We start from the raw sequence: 18,324 nt of genomic DNA, 5'->3' as shown, positions 1-18,324 counted from the left end.
TGCTCCTCAGCATTCCACCCAGCTCACGGCCAGGCCGCCCCGTGAAGTTTCTTTGTATTTGTCATGCATGTCGGCGCCGGTGTCGCGCATGGTGCGGATCACCCGGTCCAGGGAAATGAAGTGTTTGCCGTCGCCGCGCAGGGCCATTTGTGTGGCGTTGATCGCCTTCACGGCGGCAATGGCATTGCGCTCGATGCAGGGCACCTGCACCAGCCCGCCCACCGGGTCGCAGGTGAGGCCCAGGTTGTGTTCCAGGCCGATTTCAGCGGCGTTTTCCAGTTGTTCCGGCGTGGCGCCCAGCACCTCGGCCAGGCCGGCGGCTGCCATGGCGCAGGCCGAACCGACTTCGCCCTGGCAGCCGACTTCGGCGCCGGAGATAGAGGCGTTTTTCTTACACAGGATGCCGACCGCGGCGGCCCCCAGGAAGAAATTGACCACGTCGTCGTCGCACGCTTCGGCGTTGAATTTCAGGTAGTAGTGCAGCACCGCCGGGATGATGCCCGCCGCGCCGTTGGTGGGCGCAGTGACCATGCGCCCACCGGCGGCGTTTTCTTCGTTGACGGCGAGGGCGAACAGGTTCACCCATTCCATCGCCGACAAGGTCGATGTGATGACGTTGGGCTTGCCGATTTCCAACAGGTTACGGTGCAGTTTCGCCGCCCGGCGCGGCACATCCAGGCCACCCGGCAAGGTGCCCTCATGGCGCAGCCCTTGGTCCACGCAGTCGCGCATCACCGACCATATGTGCAATAGGCCGCTGCGAATCTCGGCATCGCTGCGCCACGCCCGTTCGTTGGCCATCATCAATTCGCCAACTCGCAGGCCATGGGTGTTGCACAGGGCCAGCAGTTCGGCGGCGCTGCCGAAGTCATACGGCAATTGCACGTCGTGGGTTGCCGAGGTACCGACCGCCGCTTGGTCGGCGTCGAGGATGAAACCGCCGCCCACCGAGTAGTACGTTTGCTCGCTCAGCAGGCCGTTTTCACCGTAAGCGTGCAGGGACATGGCGTTGGGATGGTAGGGCAGGCTCTCGTCCAGCAGCAGGAGATCGTGCTGCCAGTGGAAGGAGATGTCTGTGGTGCCGGCGAGCAGCAGTCGGCCCGATTCGCGCACCTGTTGGATTCGCGGGCCGATGCAGGTGGGGTCGATGCGGTCGGGCCATTCGCCCATCAAGCCCATGACGCACGCACGATCGGTGGCATGGCCCACGCCGGTGGCGGACAGCGAGCCGTACAGGCGCACCTGCACGCGGCGGGTTTCACCCAGCAGATGCAGCTCGTGCAGCCGTTGAGCGAAGGTGGCCGCTGCCCGCATCGGGCCGACGGTGTGGGAGCTGGACGGGCCGATACCCACTTTGAAAAGATCGAAAACACTGATAGCCATACTAAAGCCTTACAAGCAATGGTGTAGGAATCGCTGCCATTTTTTGTAGGACAAGCGCAATCGGCGTGATACTGAGCCTCTGGCACGGGGCTGACCAACGAATTATCCTAAGACACCCTTTAGCAGGACTAAACCCTATGGCCCGTCCCCTTCATGGCCAGATGCACGTTTGGCTGCACGTCTTTGCCTGTGCTGCGCGGCATTTGTCGTTTACCCGGTGCGCCGAGGAACTGCACATCACGCCGGGCGCGGTGAGTCAGCAAATCCGGCAACTGGAGGAGCGCCTGGGCTATCGCCTGTTTCATCGACTGGCCCGCGGTGTGGAACTGAGCGCGCAGGGGCAGCGGCTCGCGGTCACCGTCACCGAGGCCTATGGCAGCATTGACGCCGAATTGCAGCGCCTCGATGCAGGCATGATCAGCGGCACCTTGCGCCTGCGCTCCATTCCCTCATTTCTGAGCAAGTGGCTCACCCCGCGCCTGCCGCGTTTGCAGCAGCGGTTTGCGCAGATCCAGTTGCGCCTGGTGGCCGAGGACAGCAGCGTGGCGCTGCACGAGGGCGATTTTGACCTGGCCATCGACCTGAACGACGGCAGTTACCCGGGCTTGTTGTCCACCGCGTTGCTCGACGAACAGATATTCCCGGTATGTGCCCCCGGCCTGTTGCGCGGGCGACCGCCGCTGCATGGTCCGGCTGACCTGGTGCATTTCCCGTTGCTGCACGACATCACCGCCTGGCGTGGGAGTTATGAATACGCCGAGTGGGAGTTTTACCTGAACGCTATCGGCTACGAGAACGCCGACGTACGACGCGGGCACACGTTCAATCGTAATCACCTGACCATCGAGGCGGCGATTGCCGGCATGGGCGTGGCGATCGCCCGACGCACCTTGCTCAACGACGAGCTGGAGCGCGGCACGCTGATCGTGCCGTTTGGCCTGGCGGTGCCCAATCACAAACGCTACGTATTGATGTACGCGCCGGGTGCGCTGAGCCATCCGGGCGTGCGGGCGGTGCATGACTGGCTGGTGGAAGAGGCGGGGATTTTTCGCGGGCTGCACCCGGTGGGAGGGGGCCAATTGCAAGAAAATCAGGCATAAGAAGATGTAACCAACTCCCCACCCTAACAGCGTTTTTGGTTGTAGTCAGGGTTAATTTGCGATGTGGGAATTTTCTTTTTTTAGGGGTTGAAATGTTTCTGCGTCTGCTCAATCTTGTCATCAAGAGGTCATGGTTTTACCGCCCGGTAAAGCAGGTGTGACCTCCCGCGAGCTAGCTGAAATAAGGGATGAACTATGCAAATCCAAGTCAATAGCGATAACCATATTGAAAGCAGCATCCGACTGGAGGAGTGGGTACGCACCACCATTGAGAGCACGCTCGACCGTTACGACGAACACCTGACCCGCGTCGAGGTTTACCTGCGCGACGAGAACGGTGACAAGCCCGGCCCTCATGATTTGAGCTGCCGCCTGGAAGCCCGGCCAAAAGGCCATCAACCCGTGTCGGTGAGCCACAAGGCCGATAGCCTGGAACTGGCGATCGACGGCGCGGCCACCAAGCTCGAACATGCCCTGGAGCATCTGTTCGGCAAACTGCAAGGCAAGCCTCGCGCTGCAGGCCGCGCTACACCGGACCGCAAGGTGGACGATAACGGGTTGGAAGAGGAGTTTTTGGAGAACGAACAGGCTGCCCTCAACAGCTGACCGTTTTTTGAACCCCATCGAAACGGGCCTGCCAATGCAGGCCCGTTTTCATTTGCGGCGCCGCCAGCGCAGGGCGTTTCATCCGCTGCTTTTGCTTATGAGAATATTTATCATTAATATTGCGCGCCTATAATCTTGGCGGCGCGTGCATGAAACACCAGACCTCACTTGCGGTTTCCTACCGTCTTGCCGTCGCCTCGCGCGTGCTGGCGGCGGTGGCTGGTGGTTATCTGTTGGCGTCGCTGGCCAGTGTGTGCATGGCTTTCTGGCTGCCCGTCAGCCGTGCCGACGCTGTGATCAGCGGGATGTTGAGTTCATTTGTGTTCTACCTGCTGGCGGTGATCTGGTGTTTCGCCTGCCGCAGTGCCTGGCGCGCCTGGTGGGGCGTGTTGCTGCCCAGCGCGCTGCTGGCCGCGTTGGCGGGTGCGGGCTATTGGATGACGCGTCCATGAAGGAAGGTTTTCGCCAGGCGATGGCCTGGTTGCACACATGGGCGGGGCTGACCTTTGGCTGGCTGTTGTTTGCGATTTTTCTGACCGGCACCTTGTCGTATTTCAAGGACGAAATCACCCACTGGATGCAGCCCGAAGTGCAGGCTTATCCCCTGGATGACACCCGCAGCCTGGGCGTGGCCCAGGCCTGGTTGCAGGCCCAGGCGCCCGACGCCGTGCGTTGGTTCATCAACCTGCCAAACAGCCGCGAGCCGGGTTTGCAGGTGAGCTGGCAAGAAAAACCCGCGCCAGGCCAGCGTGGCTCCTTCAGCCGCCAGGTGCTCGACGCCACGACCGGCCAGCCCGTGCAGGCCCGGCAAAGTATGGGCGGCGAGTTTTTCTACCGTTTCCACTTCCAGTTGCAAATGCCTTATCCCTGGGGCCGCTGGCTGTCGACCATTGCGGCCATGGTGATGTTTGTGGCCTTGATCACCGGGATCATCACCCACAAGAAAATCTTCAAGGACTTTTTCACCTTCCGACCGCGCAAGGGCCAGCGCTCCTGGCTCGACGGGCATAACGCGGTCGGCGTGCTGGTGTTGCCGTTTCACTTGATGATCACTTACAGCAGCCTGGTGATTTTCATGAGCATGGTCATGCCAGCGAGCATCCTCGCCTCTTATGGCAACGACACCCAGGCGTTTTTCAACGAGGTATTCCCGGCCACCAACAACGCCCCGGCACTAGGGCAGCCTGCGCCCTTGCTGGCGTTGCAGCCCCTGTATGCAAAGGCCCGTGAGCAGTGGGCGGGGGGGCAGGTCGGGCGGCTGGTGGTCAATAATCCGGGCGATGTGAACGCGTCGGTCAATGTGTACCGCTCAGGCTCCGACCGGGTGGTGCACGATTTCTCCAGCGTGGTTTCCTTCAATGGCAGCACGGGCGAGCGGTTGCGTGTCAGTAGCGAGCTGTCCGTGCCAGCGGTCATCAGTGGCAGCTTTTACGGTTTGCACATGGGCCATTTCGCCAGCCCGGTGCTGCGCTGGTTGTATTTCATCTGCGGGCTGGCCGGAACGGCGATGATCGGCACGGGCCTGGTGATCTGGCTGGGCAAGCGTCAACTCAAACACGCCAAAACCTTGGTGATGCCCTTTGAGTTGCGCCTGGTGGAGGTGCTGAACGTCACCAGCATGGCGGGGCTGGTGATCGCCATTGCGGTGTTTTTCTGGGCCAACCGCTTGTTGCCGCTCGGGGTTGCCGAGCGCCCTGACTGGGAAGTGAACGCCTTCTTTATCGCCTGGGGCCTGAGCGGTTTACACGCGATGGTACGTCGTGGTCGCCGTGGCTGGGTGGAGCAGTTGAGCCTGGGGGCCTTGTTGCTGGGCGGTGTGCCGCTGCTTAACGCGCTGACCACCTCGCACCCTTTGTGGGTGTCCTTGGCGAGTGGCGACTGGGCCATGGCGGGTTTTGACCTGACGTGCCTGGGCAGCGGGGCTTTTCTCGCGTGGGCCGCGTGGAAAATGCAGCGTCGCAGCCTCGCCCGTCCACAGGTCCAGCGCGCTCGCACACACGCATTAAGCGGCGGGGTGCACTGAATGTTGTTGGCGCTGTTGCTGTGTTACGCGGGGTTCACCGCGCTGTGCTTGTCCATGGACCGCCACCATGGCGAACTGCTGCGCGGCAAACCCTCGCCTCACCGGCGGCTGGGCCTGCGGGCGGGGGGCTGGGTGCTGCTGACGCTATCGGTGTGGCCTGCGGTGCAGGTCGCCGGTTGGAGCCAGGGGTTGGTGCAGTGGTGCGCAGTCCTGATGCTCAGCGCGCTGCTGTTGGTGTTGCTGTTGCCGTATCGGCCAAGGCTGGCCTTGATCCTGGCGGGCCTTGGCCTGCTGACCAGCCCGGTTGCGGCGTTCGCGACCCTTTGAGCCCATCGCATGATGATCACCACGCCTCCCGACGCTGACGAACAGCCCGCAGAAACCGCCCACGACCGGGCGCATTTTCTTCAGGTGTTTTTGTCCCAACGCTCGCAGATGGAGGCGTTGGTGAGCCGTCGCGTGGGGTGCCGGGCGACGGCGGCAGACCTGGTGCAGGACCTGTTCCTGCGCTTCTGGCGCCGGCCGCTGGTGCAAGTGGAAGAACTGAGCACCTACCTGTTGCGCTGCGCCGGCAACATCGCGATCGATCACCTGCGCAGCGAAGGCGCGCGGGTGCGCAGCAGCGAAGGGTGGTTGCCGGACCAGCAACCCGGCCAGCACTGCGAGCCCCAGGCCGCGCTGGAAGCGGGTAATGACTTGCGCCACGTCGAGGCTGCGTTGCGCAGCCTGCCCGAGCGTACCCGGCATATTTTCCTGCTTAACCGCATTCATGGCCGCACCTACGCCGACATCGCCAAGGCCATGGGCGTGTCCCAAAGTGCCGTAGAAAAACATATGATGCGGGCCCTCGAAGCCTGCAAGGCCAGCCTTCGCGAGCCGCCCTCTTTACGCACGCCAGGGAAAGCACCGTGATCGCCATTCCGACCCCCGCCCAGGAGCAAGCCGCATTGACTTGGCTGAGCCTGTTGCACGATCAACCCAGCCGTGGCGACCAGGCGCGGTTCAGCCTCTGGCTGCGGGCCGATCCCGCCCACGTCGAGGCCTATGCCCGGGCGCAGGTGGTGTGGGAAATGAGCGAAGTGCCTGCGGGCACATTGGCGCAGGAAGACGCGCTGGCATTACAGGGTTATCTCAACGCCATGGACACCTCGCGACGTTCCCGCGCGCGCCGCTGGTCGGGCGGGCTGGCCATGGCCGCGTGCCTGCTGGTGATGCTGGCCATGGGCGCAGGTTGGCAACCCTCGCGGTGGGTCGATGACCTGGGCGCCGATTATGTGAGTGCGCCCGGCGAGGTAAAGACCGTCACCCTGGCCGATCAAAGCCAGGTGACGCTGGACGCCGACAGTGCGATTGCCGTGGATTTCAGCCGCGGCGAACGGCACGTCCAACTGCGCCGTGGCGCCGGTTTTTTCAGCGTGACCCACACCGGGGATGCGTTCGTGGTACAGGCCGGCAGCGGCGAGGCCCGGGTGTTAGGGACGCAATTTGAAGTGCGCCTGCAACCGGCGGGGGCCCAAGTGACGGTGCTGTCCGGGCGGGTCGGTGTCACGCCGTCGAAAACCGGCCGACAGCAAATCCTTACGGCGGGCCAGCAAGTGGCCTACGCAGACGGGATCGCCGATGACCTGCACACCGTCGACAGCGAATCGCGCCTGGCCTGGCGCGACGGCTGGCTCAATTACTACAAGGCGCCGCTGGCAGAGGTGGTGCAAGACCTGCGTCGTTATTACCCCGGGCGCATCGTGCTGCTCAACGATGAAATGGGCGCCCGCCGGGTCAGCGGCAGCTTCCCAAGCAAAGACCCGCAAGCCGTGTTGCAGGCCTTGCAAGCGGTGCTGGGGTTTGAACAACACCGTTTGGTGGGGCGGATGATTGTGCTGCGCTGAACCGCAGGCTTTGGAATACGGTGGTTCGTTTGACTGCAATGAGGCCGCCCCGATCCCGAGTGGGTGGCCGAGAACAGCGGTGCACTGGTTCACCCTCGAGTGCTTGTGTTCGCCCATACGGGTGCAACCATCTGCAATGACGCCGCGCTAGCGGGAGAGGGCGCGGGTGATCGCGTTGGGGTCGAAGTCGCGAATCAACGTGCCGTTCACGTCCACGAACGGAATTCCGCCGCCGCCCAGGGCCTGGTAAGCCTTGCGGGCGGTGGCGTCTTTTTCGATATCCATGGCCTGGTAGGGAATGCCTTTCTGGTCCAGGAACCGGCGGATCTGTTTACAGTACCCGCACCACTCGGTGGCATACAGCACGACACGGGCGTTGGTCCGCACCTGTTCGGGCGCCACTTGCGAGGGGTTGAATACGCGCTCGATCTTGCCCCAGTGCTGGGCGACCACCACCACCAGCAACACCAGTGCGACTTTTTTCAGTACCCCGCCGAGCATCAGTTGCGGCGCTTGAGCTGGTCGGTCAGTTGAGTCGGCAGGCCCTTGATGATCAGGGTGCCAGCGGCTTCGTCGTACTCGATCTTGTCGCCCAGCAGGTGCGCTTCAAAGCTGATGGACAAGCCTTCGGCGCGCCCGGTGAAGCGGCGGAACTGGTTGAGGGTGCGTTTGTCTGCCGGAATTTCCGGCGACAGGCCGTAATCCTTGTTGCGGATGTGATCGTAGAAGGCCTTTGGCCGGTCTTCATCGATCAGCCCCGACAACTCCTCCAGGCCCATCGGCTCGCCGAGCTTGGCCTGGCTGCTGGCGTAGTCCACCAGGGTCTTGGTTTTTTCGCGGGCCGACTCGTCCGGCAGGTCTTCGCTTTCCACAAAGTCGCTGAACGCCTTGAGCAGGGTACGGGTTTCGCCCGGGCCGTCGACGCCTTCCTGGCAGCCGATAAAGTCGCGGAAATACTCCGAAACCTTTTTGCCGTTCTTGCCTTTGATAAACGAGATGTATTGCTTGGACTGCTTGTTGTTGCGCCATTCGGACACGTTGATCCGTGCCGCCAGGTGCAACTGGCCCAGGTCCAGGTGGCGCGAGGGGGTCACGTCCAGTTCGTCGGTCACTGCCACGCCTTCGCTGTGGTGCAGCAGGGCGATGGCCAGGTAGTCGGTCATGCCTTGTTGGTAGTGGGCAAATAGCACGTGGCCGCCGGTGGAGAGGTTGGACTCCTCCATCAGCTTTTGCAGGTGTTCCACCGCCACCCGGCTAAACGCGGTGAAGTCCATGCCCTCGTCAAAATACTCCTTCAACCAGCCGCTGAACGGGTGCGCACCAGACTCGGCATGGAAAAACCCCCAGGCCTTGCCTTGCTTGGCGTTATAGCTCTCGTTGAGGTCGGCGAGCATGTTCTCGATCGCGGCCGACTCGGCAAGTTCCGAGTCGCGGGCGTGCAGAACTGCGGGGGTGCCGTCGGGTTTTTTGTCGATCAGGTGGACGATGCAGTGACGGATCGGCATGGGCTTCTCGGCTGGTTGAGTGCGAGGCGGGGGCCTTGCGCAAAAAGTCGTCAGTGTACCGTAACCACGGGCCCCGGCGCTGTTTGAAGGGCGGTTGGGCGGGTATCTGACGGGCTATATGTCTTTTTTTCACGGTTTAGAGCGATAAAGCTGACCAAATGGGCATGTAGAGGCGGATATTTCCCCGTCTCTGTGCTAGCTTTGCCCGGTCTTACGCGATGTATTGGCGTTAAGCGTGCATTCAGCATCTGTCAGGTCGAACCAAACCCCGTTTCAGGCATCTATAACCCCGATCTCTCGCGGTTATGCCCGGGGATGCCAGGCCTTGACGGTCGGGCTCGACGGCTGACACTGCACTCTGCAATCCATATGAATTTGATAGGGAAGGAACACCACAATGGCTATTACTAAAGACCAACTGATCGCTGACCTGGCTGAAGCGGTAGACGCACCGAAAACCACCGTGCGCGCACTGCTGGACCAACTGAGCCAGGTTGTTGCTGATCAGCTGGAAAACGGCGGCGAAATCACTCTGCCAGGCGTTGGCAAACTGAAAGTGACCGAGCGTCCTGCCCGTACTGGCCGTAACCCTTCGACTGGCGCCGCCATCGAAATCGCTGCCAAGAAAGTTATCAAGCTGGTTGTGGCCAAAGGCCTGACCGACGCTGTTAACAAGTAAGACGCAGTAAAAAAAACCGTGCACCGGAGCGATCCGGGCACGGTTTTTTGTTGCCCGGGATTTATCAGGCCTTGCGCGCCCAGCCTTGGCGCCACACCTGTTGTTCGTTTTGGGTCTGAAAGGTCCAGGCCACAAAACGGCTCTGTTTCTGCCCCTGGGACATCTCCACCACCTGGCTTTGCAGCACCCCGGCCTTTTTAAGCGCGGTTTCGATGGCGGGCAGGTTGGAGGCTTTGGACACCAGCGTGCTGAACCACAGCACCCGGTGGCCGATCTGGGCGCTCTCGGCGATCAGTTGCGTGACAAACCGCGCCTCGCCCCCTTCGCACCACAACTCCGCCGCCTGGCCGCCAAAGTTCAGCACCGGCAACTTGCGTTTCGGGTCGGCCTTGCCCAGGGCGCGCCATTTGCGCTCGCTGCCGCGCGTGGCCTCGTCCAGGGAGGCGTGGAAGGGCGGGTTGCACATCGTCAGGTCAAAGCGCTCGCCGGTTTCCAGCAGGCCCAGCAGGATCTGTTTGGGGTTGGGTTGCTGGCGCAGTTGGATGAACTTGCTCAAGCCGTTGGACTGCACGATGGCCTTGGCGGCGGCCAGGGCCGTGGTGTCGATTTCCGAACCGACGAAGTGCCAGCGGTAGTCGCTGTAGCCGATCAGCGGGTAGACGCAGTTGGCGCCCATGCCGATGTCCAGCACCTTGACCGGCGCGCCCCGCGGGATCTGGCCGTCGTTGACGCTGGCCAGCAGGTCGGCCAGAAAGTGCACGTAGTCTGCCCGGCCGGGCACGGGCGGGCACAGGTAGTCGGCGGGGATGTCCCAGTGCTGGATGCCGTAAAACGCTTTGAGCAAGGCCCGGTTGAACACCCGCACCGCGTCGGGGCTGGCGAAGTCGATGCTTTCCTTGCCGTACGGGTTGATGATCACGAATTTGGCCAGTTCCGGCGTGGTCTTGATCAGCGCTGGGAAGTCATAGCGGCCCTGATGGCGGTTGCGCGGGTGCAAGCTGGCTTTTTCCCGGGGGGCCGCAGGGGTGGCCGGCGTTGCGGGTTTGGGCTTCTTGCGCGGCGGTTTTGGCGAGGTTGGGGCGGTCATGGCAATGGTCAATTCTGGGGTTGCTGCAAAAGTGGCGGGCATTGTCCCACATTCGCGCGGTGTGCTTGGCCAAATGTGCGGGCAAAAAAAAGAGACCCGAAGGTCTCTTTATTACGCGGGGCTGGCCTTACAGGCTGGAGATCCGTGCATGTTGCTCCGCTAGCTTGCCCAGGGCCTGTTCGGCCTCGGCCAGTTTGGCGCGTTCTTTTTCGATGACTTCAGCCGGGGCCTTGTCGATGAAAGCGGCGTTGGACAGCTTGCCGCCCACGCGCTGCACTTCGCCTTGCAGGCGCAGCAGTTCTTTGTCCAGGCGAGCCAGTTCAGCGTCCTTGTCGATCAGGCCCGCCATCGGCACCAGCACTTCCATCTCGCCGACCAGTGCGGTGGCGGACAGCGGCGCTTCGGCACCGGCTGCCAGGACGGTGATCGACTCCAGCTTGGCCAGCTTTTTCAGCAGTGCCTGGTTTTCAGTCAGGCGACGCTGGTCTTCAGCGTTGGCGTTCTTCACGAAAATCGCCAACGGCTTGCCCGGGCCGATGTTCATCTCGGCGCGGATGTTGCGCGTGCCGAGCATCAGGGTCTTGAGCCACTCGATATCGTCTTCGGCGGCCGCATCGATGCGTGCTTCGTTGGCCACCGGCCACGGTTGCAACATGATGGTCTTGCCCTGGATACCGGCCAGCGGCGCCAGGCGCTGCCAGATTTCTTCAGTGATGAACGGCATGAACGGATGCGCCAGGCGCAGCGCCGATTCCAGCACGCGCACCAGGGTGCGACGGGTGCCGCGCTGACGTTCGATCGGCGCGTTTTCGTCCCACAGCACAGGTTTGGACAGTTCCAAGTACCAGTCGCAGTACTGGTTCCAGATGAACTCGTACAGGGCCTGCGCGGCGAGGTCGAAGCGGAACTGGTCGAGTTGACGGGTCACTTCGGCTTCGGTGCGCTGCAACTGCGAGATGATCCAGCGGTCCGCCAGGGACAGCTCGACCGCTTCGCCGTTCTGGCCGCAGTCCTCGCCCTTGTCCAGCACGTAGCGGGCGGCGTTCCAGATCTTGTTGCAGAAGTTGCGATAGCCTTCGACGCGGCCCATGTCGAACTTGATGTCGCGGCCGGTGGACGCCAGCGAGCAGAAGGTGAAGCGCAGGGCGTCGGTGCCGTAGCTGGCGATGCCGTCGGCGAACTCGTCGCGGGTCTGCTTTTCGATCTTCTTCGCCATTTTCGGCTGCATCATGCCCGAGGTGCGTTTTTGCACCAGGGTTTCCAGGTCGATGCCGTCGATGATGTCCAGCGGGTCCAGGACGTTGCCTTTGGACTTGGACATCTTCTGGCCCTGGCTGTCACGCACCAGGCCGTGCACGTACACGGTCTTGAACGGGACTTGCGGGGTGCCGTCGTCGTTTTTCACCAAGTGCATGGTGAGCATGATCATCCGGGCGACCCAGAAGAAAATGATGTCGAAGCCGGTGACCAGCACGTCGGTGGGGTGGAAGGTCTTGAGGAACTCGGTCTTTTCCGGCCAGCCCAGGGTGGAGAAGGTCCACAGGCCCGCACTGAACCAGGTGTCGAGCACGTCGTTGTCCTGGTGCAGCGCCAGGTCGGCCGGCAGGTTGTGCTTGGCGCGCACCTCGGCTTCGTCGCGGCCGACGTAGACCTTGCCCGCTTCGTCGTACCAGGCCGGAATGCGGTGGCCCCACCACAGCTGGCGGCTGATGCACCAGTCCTGGATGTCGCGCATCCAGGAGAAGTACATGTTTTCGTACTGCTTGGGCACGAACGCGATGCGCCCGTCTTCCACGGCGGCAATGGCCGGCTCGGCCAGTGGCTGGGTGGACACGTACCACTGGTCGGTCAGCCACGGCTCGATGACGGTGCCGGAACGGTCGCCCTTCGGCACTTTCAGGCCGTGGTCGTCGACGCTCACCAGAAGGCCGGCGGCGTCGAAGGCGGCGACGATCTGCTTGCGTGCTTCAAAGCGGTCCAGGCCCGCGAACTCGGCCGGGATCTTGCCGTCGATGCTGTCGTTCAGCGTGCCGTCCAGGTTGAACACCTGGCAGGCCGGCAATACCACGGCGTTTTTGTCGAAGATGTTCAGCAGCGCCAGGCCGTGGCGCTTGCCCACTTCGTAGTCGTTGAAGTCGTGGGCCGGGGTGATTTTCACGCAGCCGGTGCCGAATTCAGGGTCGCAGTAGTCGTCTGCGATGATCGGAATGCGGCGGCCCACCAGGGGCAGTTCGACGAATTTGCCGATCAGGGCCTTGTAGCGCTCGTCTTCGGGGTTCACGGCGACAGCGGCGTCACCGAGCATGGTTTCGGGGCGCGTGGTGGCCACGATCAGGTAGTCGTTGCCCTCGGCGGTCTTGGCGCCGTCGGCCAGCGGGTACTTCAGGTTCCACAGGAAACCGTTCTCGTCGTGGTTTTCCACTTCGAGGTCGGAAATCGCCGTGTGCAGTTTGGTGTCCCAGTTGACCAGGCGCTTGCCGCGGTAGATCAGGCCGTCTTCATGCAGGCGCACGAACGCTTCTTTCACGGCTTCCGACAGGCCGTCGTCCATGGTGAAGCGCTCGCGGGTCCAGTCGACGGACGAGCCCAGGCGACGGATCTGACGGCTGATGTTGCCGCCGGAGTGGTCCTTCCATTCCCAGATTTTTTCCAGGAATTTCTCGCGGCCCAGGTCGTGGCGGTTCTGGCCGGTGGCTTCCAGCTGACGTTCCACCAGCATCTGCGTGGCGATACCGGCGTGGTCGGTGCCCGGCTGCCATAGGGTGTTGCGACCCTGCATGCGGCGAAAACGGATCAGGGCGTCCATGATCGCGTTGTTGAAACCGTGACCCATGTGCAGGCTGCCGGTGACGTTCGGCGGCGGGATCATGATGGTGTAGGAATCACCTGCGCCTTGCGGAGCGAAATAATTCTCGGACTCCCAGGTCTGGTACCAGGAAGTTTCGATGGCGTGCGGCTGGTAGGTCTTATCCATGCGCGGCGGGACCCTAATTGGCATTAATTCAGGAAAGCCGACAAGTATAGCGGGGAGGGAGGGGGGCAAGCTAGGCGTGGCGAACTGCAAGCCGTCAGCAACGCTGGCGGCCTTTTCTTGCAGCGTGCGGCTAGTTGCTGGTCGCGGCGGCGATCAGTCGTTCCATCCTCGCCTCCAGGCGGCGTTTGATCTCGGTTTCGATGTGGGGGGCGAAATCGTTGATGACGTCTTGCAGGATCAGTTGCGCGGCGGCGCGCAGTTCGTTGTCCAGGTGCAGCAGCAGGGCGTCGGGCGCTTTTTCGGTGGCGGGGGCGGCCACCGGGGCAGGTTCCGCCGGGGTTTCGACGGGCTGGGGGGCGACCGGCTTGGCACCGACCATGTCGAACAGCAGCGGGATCTGCACCTCGCCATTGACCGGGTCGGTCAGCAGGGGCGGTTGCAGGTCATCATCACCGAGCAGCTTGCGGATCGACTCCAGGTCGTCCAGCAAATGATCAGGGTCTTTTAGCGGGTTTGAAGTGTCCATCGTGTGCTCAAAGTCGTTGTAGCCGGTGATCTTGCAAAGAATAGCCCTGTTCGCGGTAGAAGCGGAAACTCTCCCGCGCGGCCTGACGAATCGCCGGGTCTTCCACCACCACCTCCGCCACGCGGGCGAATGCCTGCGCAAAGGCCGGGACTTTCAGGTCCAGGTTGACCAACAGGTCGGTATGGTTGCCGCAGGTGTCGCCCAGCCCCAGCACCACCAGGCCGTCTGGCTCGGACTCGGCAGGGCCGTGGGGCACGAAGCTTTCGCCCTTGAACCGCCACAGGCGGGCGTCGAGGTCGTCGCGTTGGGCGCTGTCGCTGCAATGCAGGTAGATGCGGTGGCCCATGCGCCAGGCTTTTTCGGTGAGTTTGCAGGCAAAGTCCAGGCGTGCCGAAGGGTCGGCGCTGGGCAATATATAAAAGTCGACTTGGGTCATTGCGGTTCCTGAGCCCGGGGCGGCCTGGTCGCTGCCGCCCCGGAGTCTTCAGTGTCAGGCCTTGGCGCGGTCCAGCAGGTACTGGGTCAGCAGAGGCACCGGACGGCCGGTGGCGCCTTTGTCTTTGCCGCCGCTGGTCCAGGCGGTGCCGGCGATGTCCAGGTGCGCCCAGTTGAAGTTCTTGGCAAAACGCGACAGGAAGCACGCGGCGGTGATGGTGCCGGCTTTCGGGCCGCCGATGTTGGCGATGTCGGCGAACGGGCTGTCCAGCTGTTCCTGGTACTCATCGAACAGCGGCAGTTGCCAGGCACGGTCGTCGGCAGCCTGGCCAGCGCTGAGCAGTTGCCCGATCAGCTCGTCGTTGTTGCCCAGCAGGCCCGAGGTGTGGGCGCCCAGGGCGACCACGCAGGCGCCGGTCAGGGTGGCGATGTCGATCACCGCCTGTGGCTTGAAGCGTTCGGCGTAGGTCAGGGCGTCGCACAGCACCAGGCGGCCTTCGGCGTCGGTGTTGAGGATTTCCACGGTCTGGCCGCTCAGGGTGGTGACGATGTCGCCCGGACGGGTCGCGCCGCCGCTCGGCATGTTTTCGGCGCAGGCCAGGATGCACACCAGGTTGATCGGCAGCTGGAGTTCCAGCACCGCACGCAGGGTGCCGAAGACACTGGCGGCGCCGCCCATGTCGTATTTCATCTCGTCCATGCCCAGGCCCGGCTTGAGGCTGATGCCGCCGGTGTCGAAGGTGATGCCTTTGCCGACGAGGGCGTAGGGTTTTTCGGTTTTCTTGCCGCCGTTGTACTGCATCACGATCAGGCGGGGCGGCTGGTCGCTGCCCTGGCCTACGGCATAGAACGAGCCCATGCCCAGTTCTTTGATTTTTTTCTCGTCCAGGACTTCGACTTTCAGGCCCTTGAACGCTTTGCCCAGGGCTTTGGCTTGCTCGCCCAGGTACGTAGGGTGGCAGATGTTCGGCGGCAGGTTGCCCAGGTCGCGGGTAAAGGACATGCCGTGGGCGATGGCCTGTGCGTGGGTCACGGCACGCTCGACTTCAGCCTGGGCGGCCTTGATGGTCAGCAGGGTGATTTTCTTCAGGGTCCGAGGTTCGGCTTTCTGGCTCTTGAACTGGTCAAAAATGTAGCCGCTGTCTACCAGGGTTTCGGCCAGCAGGCGGGTCTTGCCGTAGCTGTCGCGGCCTTTGACCACGACGTCGTCCAGCGCCAGCGCTGCCTCGCTGCCGCCCAGGCCCTTGAGGGTGTTGAAGAGGGCGCTGATGATCTTGCGAAACGGGCGGTCGCCCAGCTCGGCGTCTTTGCCCACGCCCACCAGCAGCACGCGCTCGGCCTTGAGGTTGGGCAGGCTGTGCAGCAGCAGGCTCTGACCGACTTTGCCCGCCAGGTCGCCGCGCTTGAGGACGGCACTGATGGCGCCGCCGCTCAGTTCGTCCAGTTGTTTGGCGGCAACGCCCAGCTTGCGGCCTTCGCCGACAGCGACCACGAGGGTGGCGGTTTTCAACGTTTCGGGGCTAACGCTTTTTACAACCAATTCCATTTTCGGGTCCCTTATTAAAGGTCAGTGAGCACGAGGTCTGTACCCCGGCCTTAAAGCTCGGCGGCCTGTGGGCCGCCTGCGACAAAGCCCGCAGTTTGAACCTCGCCGCCCGAGCCTGACAACCCTTGGCGCACGCTTTGTGCACGCGTGTGAGCAAGCGCAGTGACAGGCGCGATCAATCACATGATAATGCCCAATCTTTTTAGGCGACCTGTGCCAACAGGTCGACTCGATATGCTTGCTTGTTTGGCCGCCTTAGCCTGACAACCCTGGAGTGTCTGGTTTGATCGTCTTCCGTTATCTGTCCCGCGAAGTCCTGTTGACCCTGAGTGCCGTGAGTGCGGTGCTGCTGGTTATCATCATGAGCGGTCGCTTCGTCAAATACCTCGCCCAGGCCGCCTCGGGCGCCCTGGATCCGGGCTCCCTGTTCCTGATCATGGGCTTTCGCCTGCCGGGCTTCTTGCAGCTGATCCTGCCGCTTGGCCTGTTTCTGGGGATTTTGCTCGCCTATGGCCGGCTGTACCTCGAAAGCGAAATGACCGTGTTGTCGGCCACCGGCATGAGCCAGCAGCGCCTGCTGGCCATGACCATGATCCCGGCCACCGGCATCGCCCTGATCGTGGCCTGGCTGAGCCTGAGCCTGGCGCCTCAGGGCGCGTTGCAGTTTCAGCTGGTGCTCAACAAGCAGGACGCCCTGACCGAGTTTGACACGTTGGAGCCCGGTCGCTTCCAGGCCCTCAACGATGGCTCGCGGGTGACGTACACCGAGCAACTGTCGGATGACCGTGCCAACCTCGGCGGCGTGTTCATCTCCCAGAAAAACCTCGGCCAGAACCAGAAAGATCGCGGCATTTCGATCCTGGTGGCCGACACCGGCCGCCAGGAAGTGCGCCTGGACGGCAGCCGTTACCTGATCCTGGAAAACGGCTATCGCTATGACGGCAGCCCCGGCCAGGCCGACTACCGGGCGATCAAGTACGACACTTATGGCGTGATGCTGGCCCGGCCCGACGTGAGCGACGAGGTCACCGACCGCGACGCCATCCCCACCCCGGACCTTATCGGCAGCAAGGAACTGCGCTCCATCGCCGAACTGCAATGGCGTATTTCCCTGCCGCTGCTGGTGTTTATCGTGACCTTGATGGCGGTGCCGCTGTCGCGCGTCAACCCGCGCCAGGGCCGCTTCCTCAAGTTGCTGCCGGCCATCTTGTTGTACATGGCTTACCTCACCATCCTGATTTCCGCCCGTGGCTCCCTGGAGAAGGGCAAGCTCTCGCCGGTCCTGGGCCTGTGGTGGGTTCACGGGGTTTTCCTGCTGATCGGGCTGGGGCTGCTTTATTGGGAACCGTTGCGTTTGAAGATGCAGAGTCGTCGCAGCATGAAGGAGATGGCTCGTGGTTAAGCTCGACCGCTACATTGGCAGCAGCGTACTGATCGCAATCCTTGCGGTATTGGGGATCATCCTGGGCCTGGCCTCGTTGTTCGCCTTTATTGATGAAGTGGGCAACGTCACCGACACCTACACCGTCACAGACGTATTGAGCTATGTCGCCCTGACGGCGCCGCGTCGTCTCTACGACATGATGCCGATGGCCGCGCTGATCGGCTGCCTGATCGGCCTGGGCAGCCTGGCCAGCAACAGCGAATTGACCATCATGCGGGCGGCGGGTGTTTCCGTTGGCCGTATCGTCTGGGCGGTGATGAAACCCATGCTGCTGCTGATGCTGGCCAGTGTGCTGGTGGGCGAGTACGTGGCACCGCCTGCCGAAACCACGGCTCAGGCCAACCGCGCCCTGGCCCAGGGTTCCGGTGATGCGCAGAGCTCCAAGCACGGCCTGTGGCACCGCCAGGGCGACGAATTCATCCACATCAACGCCGTTCAGCCGGGCGGGCTGTTGGTGGGGGTCACCCGTTACCACTTCGACAAGGAGCGGCACCTGTTGTCGTCCAGCTTCGCCAAACGTGCGCAATATGGCGATGAAAAGTGGCTATTGAGCGATGTCACCACCACGTACTTCCGTGATATCGGCAAGGGCCCGCAGTCCAGCACCGAAGTGATCAATGTGCCGACCGAGCAATGGGACGTGTCCCTCAAGCCGCAATTGCTCAGCACGGTGGTGATGATCCCGGAAAGCCTGCCTATTTCGGGGTTGTGGAGCTACATCCACTACCTCAAGGACCAAGGCTTGAGCAACGGCCGCTACTGGCTGGCGTTTTGGGTCAAGGTGTTGCAGCCGGTGGTAACGGCCGCGCTGGTGCTCATGGCCATTTCGTTCATCTTTGGGCCGCTGCGTTCGGTGACGCTGGGCCAGCGGGTGTTTACCGGCGTGCTGGTGGGCTTCACGTTCCGTATCGCCCAGGATCTGTTGGGCCCGTCGAGCCTGGTATTTGGCTTCTCGCCGCTGTTCGCGGTGCTGGTGCCCACGGCCATTTGCGCCCTGGCCGGGTTCTGGCTGCTGCGCCGGGCCGGTTGAGCCTGCGCTTATGAACAAACAATGCCCCGCTCGCAAGACCGGGGCATTTTTTGTTCTCTGACACCATGGATGACGTCTGGCCTGAGCATCAGGTACAATT

General features: G+C 62.5%; 18 protein-coding genes. 10 read left to right on the top strand and 8 right to left on the bottom strand.

Annotated elements, in window-relative coordinates; translation table 11 throughout:
• Positions 1-6 precede the first annotated feature (6 nt).
• The gene (locus ACW9H9_RS05865) at positions 7-1,383 is read right to left on the bottom strand and encodes an L-serine ammonia-lyase (RefSeq protein ID WP_457342260.1); all 1,377 of its coding nucleotides are present in this window, start codon (positions 1,381-1,383) and stop codon (positions 7-9) included.
• Between the two features lie 137 nt (positions 1,384-1,520).
• Here ACW9H9_RS05865 and ACW9H9_RS05860 point away from each other — a divergent pair, with 137 nt between their 5' ends.
• The 7 genes from ACW9H9_RS05860 to ACW9H9_RS05830 all read left to right on the top strand — a co-directional run bounded on the left by ACW9H9_RS05860 (position 1,521) and on the right by ACW9H9_RS05830 (position 6,998).
• A complete protein-coding gene (locus ACW9H9_RS05860; RefSeq protein ID WP_457342261.1) occupies positions 1,521-2,483 on the top strand; it encodes a LysR substrate-binding domain-containing protein in 963 nt (320 codons plus the stop codon).
• A gap of 195 nt (positions 2,484-2,678) precedes the next feature.
• Positions 2,679-3,089, top strand: coding sequence for an HPF/RaiA family ribosome-associated protein (locus ACW9H9_RS05855; RefSeq protein WP_457342262.1), 411 nt, complete (start codon positions 2,679-2,681; stop codon positions 3,087-3,089).
• 149 nt (positions 3,090-3,238) lie between these two features.
• A complete protein-coding gene (locus ACW9H9_RS05850; protein ID WP_457342263.1) occupies positions 3,239-3,541 on the top strand; it encodes a DUF3649 domain-containing protein in 303 nt (100 codons plus the stop codon).
• Positions 3,538-5,112 (top strand): PepSY-associated TM helix domain-containing protein, encoded by a 1,575-nt coding sequence (locus ACW9H9_RS05845; protein WP_457342264.1) that lies wholly within the window; start codon positions 3,538-3,540, stop codon positions 5,110-5,112. Before ACW9H9_RS05850 ends, ACW9H9_RS05845 begins: the two co-directional genes overlap by 4 nt.
• Positions 5,113-5,439, top strand: a complete 327-nt coding sequence (locus ACW9H9_RS05840; RefSeq protein ID WP_457342265.1) for a DUF3325 domain-containing protein — start codon at positions 5,113-5,115, stop codon at positions 5,437-5,439. It abuts the gene before it with no gap.
• Positions 5,440-5,451: 12 nt separating this feature from the next.
• A complete protein-coding gene (locus ACW9H9_RS05835; protein ID WP_457342304.1) occupies positions 5,452-6,024 on the top strand; it encodes an RNA polymerase sigma factor in 573 nt (190 codons plus the stop codon).
• Positions 6,021-6,998 carry a FecR family protein gene (locus tag ACW9H9_RS05830; protein WP_457342266.1) on the top strand — a complete coding sequence of 326 codons (978 nt, stop codon included), beginning with the start codon at positions 6,021-6,023 and terminating at the stop codon, positions 6,996-6,998. The genes ACW9H9_RS05835 and ACW9H9_RS05830 overlap by 4 nt, the downstream gene beginning before the upstream one ends.
• 147 nt (positions 6,999-7,145) lie before the next feature.
• Here ACW9H9_RS05830 and ACW9H9_RS05825 read toward each other — a convergent pair whose 3' ends face one another.
• A complete protein-coding gene (locus ACW9H9_RS05825) occupies positions 7,146-7,499 on the bottom strand; it encodes a glutaredoxin family protein (protein WP_457342267.1) in 354 nt (117 codons plus the stop codon).
• Entirely contained in the window at positions 7,499-8,503 is a 1,005-nt protein-coding gene (gene yejK, locus ACW9H9_RS05820) for a nucleoid-associated protein YejK (RefSeq protein WP_457342268.1), read from the bottom strand. The genes ACW9H9_RS05825 and yejK overlap by 1 nt, the downstream gene beginning before the upstream one ends.
• A gap of 397 nt (positions 8,504-8,900) precedes the next feature.
• On the opposite strand from yejK, the gene ACW9H9_RS05815 reads away from it, so the two are divergent.
• Entirely contained in the window at positions 8,901-9,182 is a 282-nt protein-coding gene (locus ACW9H9_RS05815; RefSeq protein ID WP_003188840.1) for an HU family DNA-binding protein, read from the top strand.
• 64 nt (positions 9,183-9,246) lie between these two features.
• Here the strand turns inward: ACW9H9_RS05815 and rlmF are convergent, their stop codons facing one another.
• From rlmF to ACW9H9_RS05790, 5 genes are all read right to left on the bottom strand, one after another.
• A complete protein-coding gene (rlmF, locus tag ACW9H9_RS05810; protein WP_457342269.1) occupies positions 9,247-10,269 on the bottom strand; it encodes a 23S rRNA (adenine(1618)-N(6))-methyltransferase RlmF in 1,023 nt (340 codons plus the stop codon).
• Positions 10,270-10,396: 127 nt separating this feature from the next.
• Entirely contained in the window at positions 10,397-13,243 is a 2,847-nt protein-coding gene (locus tag ACW9H9_RS05805; RefSeq protein ID WP_457342270.1) for a valine--tRNA ligase, read from the bottom strand.
• A 130-nt stretch (positions 13,244-13,373) separates the two neighbouring features.
• Complete coding sequence (locus ACW9H9_RS05800; protein ID WP_457342271.1) at positions 13,374-13,769, bottom strand: DNA polymerase III subunit chi; 396 nt, start codon at positions 13,767-13,769, stop codon at positions 13,374-13,376.
• A 7-nt stretch (positions 13,770-13,776) separates the two neighbouring features.
• Positions 13,777-14,205, bottom strand: a complete 429-nt coding sequence (locus ACW9H9_RS05795) for a DNA polymerase III subunit chi (RefSeq protein WP_457342272.1) — start codon at positions 14,203-14,205, stop codon at positions 13,777-13,779.
• Between the two features lie 54 nt (positions 14,206-14,259).
• Positions 14,260-15,750 (bottom strand): leucyl aminopeptidase, encoded by a 1,491-nt coding sequence (locus ACW9H9_RS05790; RefSeq protein ID WP_457342273.1) that lies wholly within the window; start codon positions 15,748-15,750, stop codon positions 14,260-14,262.
• A 283-nt stretch (positions 15,751-16,033) separates the two neighbouring features.
• Here ACW9H9_RS05790 and lptF point away from each other — a divergent pair, with 283 nt between their 5' ends.
• Both lptF and lptG read left to right on the top strand, forming a co-directional pair.
• Entirely contained in the window at positions 16,034-17,152 is a 1,119-nt protein-coding gene (gene lptF, locus ACW9H9_RS05785; RefSeq protein ID WP_457342274.1) for an LPS export ABC transporter permease LptF, read from the top strand.
• Complete coding sequence (lptG, locus tag ACW9H9_RS05780) at positions 17,145-18,224, top strand: LPS export ABC transporter permease LptG (protein WP_457342275.1); 1,080 nt, start codon at positions 17,145-17,147, stop codon at positions 18,222-18,224. Before lptF ends, lptG begins: the two co-directional genes overlap by 8 nt.
• Positions 18,225-18,324: the final 100 nt, after the last annotated feature.

The organism is Pseudomonas sp. SDO5215_S409 (genome assembly GCF_054071325.1).
This window is presented reverse-complemented; position numbering and strand designations above follow the sequence as displayed.